The 6,280-nt window shown below is 59.6% G+C and carries 8 protein-coding genes and 1 tRNA gene; 8 read left to right on the forward strand and 1 reads right to left on the reverse strand.

What is annotated here, in order from left to right:
• Position 1: 1 nt before the first annotated feature.
• The 3 genes from ACESTR_RS14260 (at position 2) to rpsT (ending at position 1,397) form a co-directional block, all read left to right on the forward strand.
• Complete coding sequence (locus ACESTR_RS14260) at positions 2-766, forward strand: ABC transporter ATP-binding protein (protein ID WP_302269434.1); 765 nt, start codon at positions 2-4, stop codon at positions 764-766.
• 100 nt (positions 767-866) lie between these two features.
• Positions 867-938, forward strand: a tRNA-Glu gene (locus tag ACESTR_RS14265).
• A 207-nt stretch (positions 939-1,145) separates the two neighbouring features.
• Positions 1,146-1,397 carry a 30S ribosomal protein S20 gene (gene rpsT / locus ACESTR_RS14270; RefSeq protein ID WP_009596675.1) on the forward strand — a complete coding sequence of 84 codons (252 nt, stop codon included), beginning with the start codon at positions 1,146-1,148 and terminating at the stop codon, positions 1,395-1,397.
• Between the two features lie 226 nt (positions 1,398-1,623).
• On the opposite strand, the gene thiL is transcribed toward rpsT, so the two are convergent.
• The gene (gene thiL, locus ACESTR_RS14275) at positions 1,624-2,661 is read right to left on the reverse strand and encodes a thiamine-phosphate kinase (protein WP_009596671.1); all 1,038 of its coding nucleotides are present in this window, start codon (positions 2,659-2,661) and stop codon (positions 1,624-1,626) included.
• A 93-nt stretch (positions 2,662-2,754) separates the two neighbouring features.
• On the opposite strand from thiL, the gene ACESTR_RS14280 reads away from it, so the two are divergent.
• From ACESTR_RS14280 to rplI, 5 genes are all read left to right on the forward strand, one after another.
• A complete protein-coding gene (locus ACESTR_RS14280; RefSeq protein ID WP_014775089.1) occupies positions 2,755-3,327 on the forward strand; it encodes an adenylate kinase in 573 nt (190 codons plus the stop codon).
• 658 nt (positions 3,328-3,985) lie between these two features.
• Positions 3,986-4,927 carry a hypothetical protein gene (locus tag ACESTR_RS14285; protein ID WP_373179386.1) on the forward strand — a complete coding sequence of 314 codons (942 nt, stop codon included), beginning with the start codon at positions 3,986-3,988 and terminating at the stop codon, positions 4,925-4,927.
• A gap of 163 nt (positions 4,928-5,090) precedes the next feature.
• Positions 5,091-5,435, forward strand: coding sequence for a 30S ribosomal protein S6 (gene rpsF / locus ACESTR_RS14290; RefSeq protein ID WP_195559351.1), 345 nt, complete (start codon positions 5,091-5,093; stop codon positions 5,433-5,435).
• Positions 5,436-5,438: 3 nt separating this feature from the next.
• Positions 5,439-5,717: a 30S ribosomal protein S18 gene (gene rpsR / locus ACESTR_RS14295; RefSeq protein ID WP_009596680.1), complete on the forward strand. Its 279-nt coding sequence runs from the start codon at positions 5,439-5,441 to the stop codon at positions 5,715-5,717.
• 18 nt (positions 5,718-5,735) lie between these two features.
• Entirely contained in the window at positions 5,736-6,176 is a 441-nt protein-coding gene (gene rplI, locus ACESTR_RS14300) for a 50S ribosomal protein L9 (RefSeq protein ID WP_009596674.1), read from the forward strand.
• Positions 6,177-6,280 lie beyond the last annotated feature (104 nt).

Here is a 6,280-nt window from a genome sequence, read left to right on the forward strand (position 1 = left end):
AATGAGCATCGCCCTTCGCCATATCACCCTCGCCTACGGCCAGCGCATCCTGCTGCGCGACGTCTCGGCCTCGGTCCCTCCGGGATCGCTCACGGCCCTGATCGGCCGCAACGGCACCGGCAAGAGCACCCTGCTGCGGGCCGTCGCCGGTCTGGGCGCCGCCGCGTCCGGCGGGATCGAACTCTGCGGCAAACCCCTCGCAGCGCTCACCCCGCTCCAGCGGGCTTCGACCGTCAGCTTCGTCACCACCGACAAGGTGCGCATCGCCAACCTCGCCTGCGAAGACGTCGTGGCCCTCGGCCGCGCCCCCTACACCAACTGGATCGGACGCATGCAAGAGACCGACCGCGACATCGTGGCCCGTTCGCTCCGGCTGGTCGGCATGGAGGCTTTCGCCCGCAAAACGATGGACCGCATGTCCGACGGCGAATGCCAGCGCATCCTGATCGCCCGTGCGCTGGCGCAGGACACCCCCGTGATCCTGCTCGACGAACCCACCGCCTTCCTCGACCTTCCGAACCGTTACGAACTGGCGACGCTGCTGCGCCGTCTGGCCCACGACGAGGGTAAATGCATCCTCTTCTCGACGCACGACCTCGACGTCGCGCTGGGATTGTGCGACGCCGTCGCGCTGATCGACACGCCCGACCTGCACTGCCTTCCCGCCTCCGACATGGCCTCCAGCGGCCATATCGAGCGGCTTTTCGCCGGCGCCGGCATCTCGTTCGACCCCGCGACGCTGACGATCCGGCTCACAAAAAAGTAACGAATTCAATATTTTTCGGCTTTTTTTTTGTTCGACTCACTTTTTTGTTTACCTTTGCACCGCTAAAGTTACCCTTACAAGGGGCAGCAATAGTGGTAAAGGCCCATTCGTCTATCGGTTAGGACGCAAGATTTTCATTCTTGAAAGAGGAGTTCGACTCTCCTATGGGCTACTAACGAGGAGACCTGCGGGCCGGCACGAAACCAGCGAGGGGAGGGGAAGCGAATCCCAGAACTTCGGAAAGCCGCAAGGCGGACGGCGGCATGCGGATCTCTACGGGTGATACTTTTCGAGGAGCGGACCGAGCGTCTATCCACACGCAGCCACGGCTGTTTACCGATTTAGCAACTGAAAAAGTAAAAAATAAAAAACTGGAATTATGGCAAACCATAAGTCATCGAAAAAGCGAATTCGTCAGACGCTGACCAAGCGCGCCCACAACCGTCTTTACCACAAGACGGCACGCAATGCCGTGAAAGCGCTCCGCAACACCACGGAGAAGAGCGCCGCCGAGGCCCTGCTTCCCAAGGTAACCGCCATGCTGGACAAACTTGCAAAGCACAACATCGTGCACAAGAACAAGGCCGCCAACCTCAAAAGCGCCATCCAGCTGCACGTGAACGCGCTCTAAGCCACTTCGCCCAAAATTCAAAGCCGCCCGACGAAGGCGGCTTTTTCATTTCATCACCCCACCTAACCTTTCGGCTCACCGCTTCCGGAAACACCCCGCCCCCTCGCCGTAGTCCAGCCGCCACACCGCCGCTGTCCGACATCCCGACATACACCGTCAAAAAGAAGCCGCCCGCACACCTGCGGACGGCCCGTTCTCCAACCCTTTCGGGAAATTCCCGCACGGTTTACTCCTTCTCGGCAAACCCCTGCGCCCGCAGCCGGATATCCGACCCGTCGGGCGTCACCAGATAGGCCCCGGTCGATTCGGGCGTAATGTGGCCGATTACATCGACGCACCCCATCTTCATCACCTGCTCCTGCATCGCCAGCGGCACCGTGAAGAGCAGTTCATGATCCTCCCCGCCGTTCAGGGCCGCCACCACGGGATCGGCGTGCAGCTCCTCGGCCAGCGCATACGTCTGCTTGGCGATCGGAATCCGGTCCAGATAAATCCGCGCCCCGCACTTCGAGGCCTTGCAAATCTGCAGCAGGTCGCTGGCCAGTCCGTCCGACAGGTCGATCATCGACGTCGGAACGATGCCCTCCTCCGCCAACGCATCCACAATGTCCCTGCGCAGACGGGGTTTGAGGTATTTTTCGAGCAGGTACTCATATCCCCCGAACTTCGGTTCGGGATTCTCCACGTCCGCCAACACGCGCTTCTCGCGCTCCAGCAGCCGCAGCCCCATGTAGGCCGCTCCGAGGTTGCCCGAAATGCAGATCAGGTCGTTCTGCTGCGCTCCGCCGCGCGACACGATCCGCTCCTTGGGGGCATGCCCTGCCGCCGTCAGGCTCAGCACCAGCCCCGTCACCGAAGCCTTCGTGTCTCCTCCAACCAGATCGATCCCCTGCTCCCTGCAGGCGAAAGCGATCCCTTCGTAAAGCTCCTGCAACGCCTCGACCGACATCTTGGCCGACACGCCCAGCGAGACCATCAGCTGCGAAGGCCGGGCGTTCATCGCCAGAATATCGCTTCCGGCCACCGTCACGGCCTTGTAACCCAGATGTTTGAGCGGGAAATAGGTCAGGTCGAAATCGACGCCTTCCGTCAGCAGGTCCGTCGAACAGAGCACGGCTTCGCCCGCAGGAGGCAGTATGACGGCCGCGTCGTCGCCCGCGGCCCGCAGCGTCGAGTCGTTCGTCGGCTCGAACCCGCTGGTCAGCAGGTCTATCAGGCCGAACTCTCCCAATTCGGCGATTTCGGTACGTCGTTTCTTTTCCATATTATAAATTTTTTTACAAAATTAGGGAATCTTTGCTCTTTCCCAAAAATTTAACGTATTTTTGTCCGGTAAATCCCAAAAACGGTTTCTATAATGATAAACATCGTCTTATTCGGTGCGCCGGGCTGCGGGAAAGGCACGCAGGCGCAACGGCTGAAAGCACACTACGGCATCGAGCACGTCTCGACGGGCGAGGTTATCCGCGACGAGATCCGCCGCGGCACGGAACTCGGACGCAGTATGGAATCCTACATCAAAGCGGGCAAACTGGCCCCCGACGAAATCGTCATCGGCATGATCGCCAACTACGTCGCCGAACACAAGCACGCCAAGGGCTGCATTTTCGACGGTTTTCCCCGCACTACGGTTCAGGCCGAGGAGTTCGACAAAATCCTCGCCGGACACGGTCTTCAGGTCGACATCATGATCGACATCCACGTTCCCGAAGAGGAGCTGATCCAGCGCATCCTGCTCCGCGGCAAGGATTCGGGCCGCGCGGACGACGCCTCCGAGGAGGTCATCCGCGGCCGTCTCGACGTCTACCGCCAGCAGACGGCCGTCGTGTCGGACTACTACGCCGCACAGGGCAAATACGCATCGGTAAACGGCACAGGCACGATGGACGACGTCTTCGCCCGCATCACCGACGTCATCGCCCAACTCTGACCGCAGCGTCCCCCCCCCAAACACAAATCCGGAACGCACGATGCGTTCCGGATTTTTCTTGCCCCGGTTTTCTCCCGCTCCGCCGCCCTGCCCCTGCTCCGCCGCCCTGTCCCCGCCCCGGCTGACCTCCCGCGCACGGTCCGACATCTCCGCCACGCCCCGTCGCCATGCCCCATCCCGCGCCCCAATCCCCCGTTCCTCGCCCCGCTCCCGCCGTCCACCCTCACACGCCCCAACCCCCCTTACACGCCCTGCCCCTCACACGGCCAATCACCCTCACACGGCCCAGCCACCCTTACACGACCCAGCCACCACATGCGGCCCTGCCCCGCCCCGGCACAAAAACGCCCCGCCCCGGCACCACGTTTCCTTTTTTTCGTTATATTTGCACTTAAGGCGTTATGGTGACGCCTTATCCCACTTAAATTTTTAATACCATGAAAAAATCCTTACTCTACGCAACGCTCCTCTGCGCAGGATTCTATGCGGCGTCCTGTTCCGACAACGAGGGGGGGGGAAAGAGCCTGACCCCGCACCCGAATATTTTCGGGTAGCCTTCGACGGCCCCGCACTGGCGGCCGAACTCAACACCGACTTCACGGCATTCTGCCGTAAGTATGCCGAATACGTCGCCGATCCCGCCGAAAACGCCTTCTCCGTGCGGCCGTCGTCCGCCGCTCCGAGCATGAACATGCCCCAGCCGCCCTCCGTCTTCTACTTGGGCAGCTACCTCAAAACCCCGACCGACAGCATCCTGCTCACCCTCTGCGTCGAAAAGGACGATTACGACAACGTGAAAACGATCACGGTCGCACCCGAAGATCCGGCCAAATCCCTCGACGTCTGGCAATACGGTCTGACCGCCTCCGAAACGCTCCGTCTGGGCGCGTTCCTCGGCACCAAATACAAAAGCCCCTCTTCGTCGGGCGTATTCCAGACCATCGACGACACCCTGAACCACATCGCCCAGCACGGCACCGCCGAAACGCTCGCCTGCACGATCTTCGGCGTCGTTCCACAGGCCGCATACGCCGTCTTCCAACTCGACAACGGGGCCTTCACCGCCCGGCTCATGAACAGCTACCTTAAGCTGGACTATCCCGCAATGCGCCGCTGGCTCGGCGGCGACCACGCCGCCTTCGCTGCGGAGTACTACGTTCTAGGCAACAAGATCAACGCCTTCGGCGACCTCTACGTCTACTTCTACTATGCCAAGGACACCGCCGGCAACACCTTCACCGTCGACGTACACGCCGACAAGAACGGCGAGAAAATCTCCGAAATCGACGTCTACGTCAGCGCCGACCGCAACGACGCCGACAAGCAGCTGGCCATCTGGAAGGAATACGCCCGCGACTACGCGGACAAAGGTCTGGGCGCCTTCAAAGAGGCCTATACGACCGATTCGTGGGGCGACCGGAAGGAGACGTTCGCCGATCTTGCCGCAGCGGTCGCCCATGTCGAATCCAACGGCCGGCCGGGTCCCTTCGACGGCGGCATCATCGTCGTTTTCGAAGCCGACGGCGTCGCCACGAATCTGGTGATGAACCAGCAGTACATCTACCTGCTGATCAAGGACCCGAACTACAACGTCGAATAACCTCACACACAGCCGCAAACCCCTCCGGCAGACCGTCCCCGGCCCTCCGGAGCGAAATTAACCGGCCGAATGTCAAAAAAAGGGGCGCTTCCTTGCGGAGGTGCCTTTTTTTTCTTACATTTGCACCCGCTGAAAAGCGTAAATTAATTTAATTCCAACAATTATGAACAATTACGAAACCGTTTTCATTGTCACGCCGGTTCTGTCCGATGCTCAGGTTCAGGAGGTTGCTGACAAATTCCAAGGTGTCATCACCGAGAACGGCGGTCAGATTGTGAACAAGGAGTCGTGGGGCCTTCGCAAGCTCGCCTATCCTATTCAGAAGAAGACCACCGGTTTTTACTTCTTGGTAGAGTTCACGGGCGAAGGCACGCTCATCAACACGCTCGAAACGCAGTACCGCCGCGACGAGCGTATCATCCGTTTCTTAACATTCAAGCAGGACAAATTCGCCGTCGAGTATTCGGAGAAGCGTCGTGCAAAACTTTCTAACAAATCGGAGGAGTAAACCATGGCACAGGAGAACAAAGCACAGTCTGAAATCCGTTACCTCAACCCGGTGTCGGTAGACGTCAAGAAAAAGAAATACTGCCGCTTCAAGAAACTCGGCATCAGATACGTGGACTACAAGGACGGAGAATTCTTGAAGAAGTTCCTCAACGAGCAGGGCAAGATCCTTCCCCGCCGCCTGACGGGTACTTCGCAGAAGTTCCAGAAGAAGGTCGCACAGGCCGTGAAGCGTGCGCGTCACCTCGCCATTCTGCCCTTCGTAACCGATTGCATGAAATAATTAAAGGAGGAAGAGACAATGGAAGTTATTCTGATCAAAGATATGGAAAATCTGGGTTACGCCAACGACATCGTGAACGTAAAACCCGGTTACGCGAACAACTACCTGATCCCTCAGGGTTACGCCAAGGCCGCCACTGCATCCGCCAAGAAGGTTCTCGCCGAGAATCTCCGCCAGCGCGCTCACAAGGACGCCAAGATCCTCGCCGACGCTCAGGCGCTCGCCGAGACCATCGCCAACCTGCCGCTGTCGCTGGCCGTGAAGGCCGAGGAGGGCAAACTCTTCGGTACGGTTACCGCCGCCGATCTGGCCGAGGCGCTTGCCGCCAAAGGCATCGAGCTCGACCGCAAGGTGATCGTCGTTGACGCCATCAAGACCGTCGGCGAATACGAGGCTGTCGCCAAACTCCACAAGGAGGTCAAGGCAGTCATCAAATTCTCGGTTACCGCCGCCGAATAATCCGGGGACGGAGGACCTGCCACCGGGTGGGCGGGTCTGCGGACGGAGCAACATGGCCGTCCAAATCAACGAAAAGCTGGCCAATATCCGATTTCACATCGAGA

The sequence above is a fragment of the Alistipes sp. DJF_B185 genome, assembly GCF_964250025.1.
GTDB classification, from domain to species: Bacteria; Bacteroidota; Bacteroidia; order Bacteroidales; family Rikenellaceae; genus Alistipes; species Alistipes finegoldii.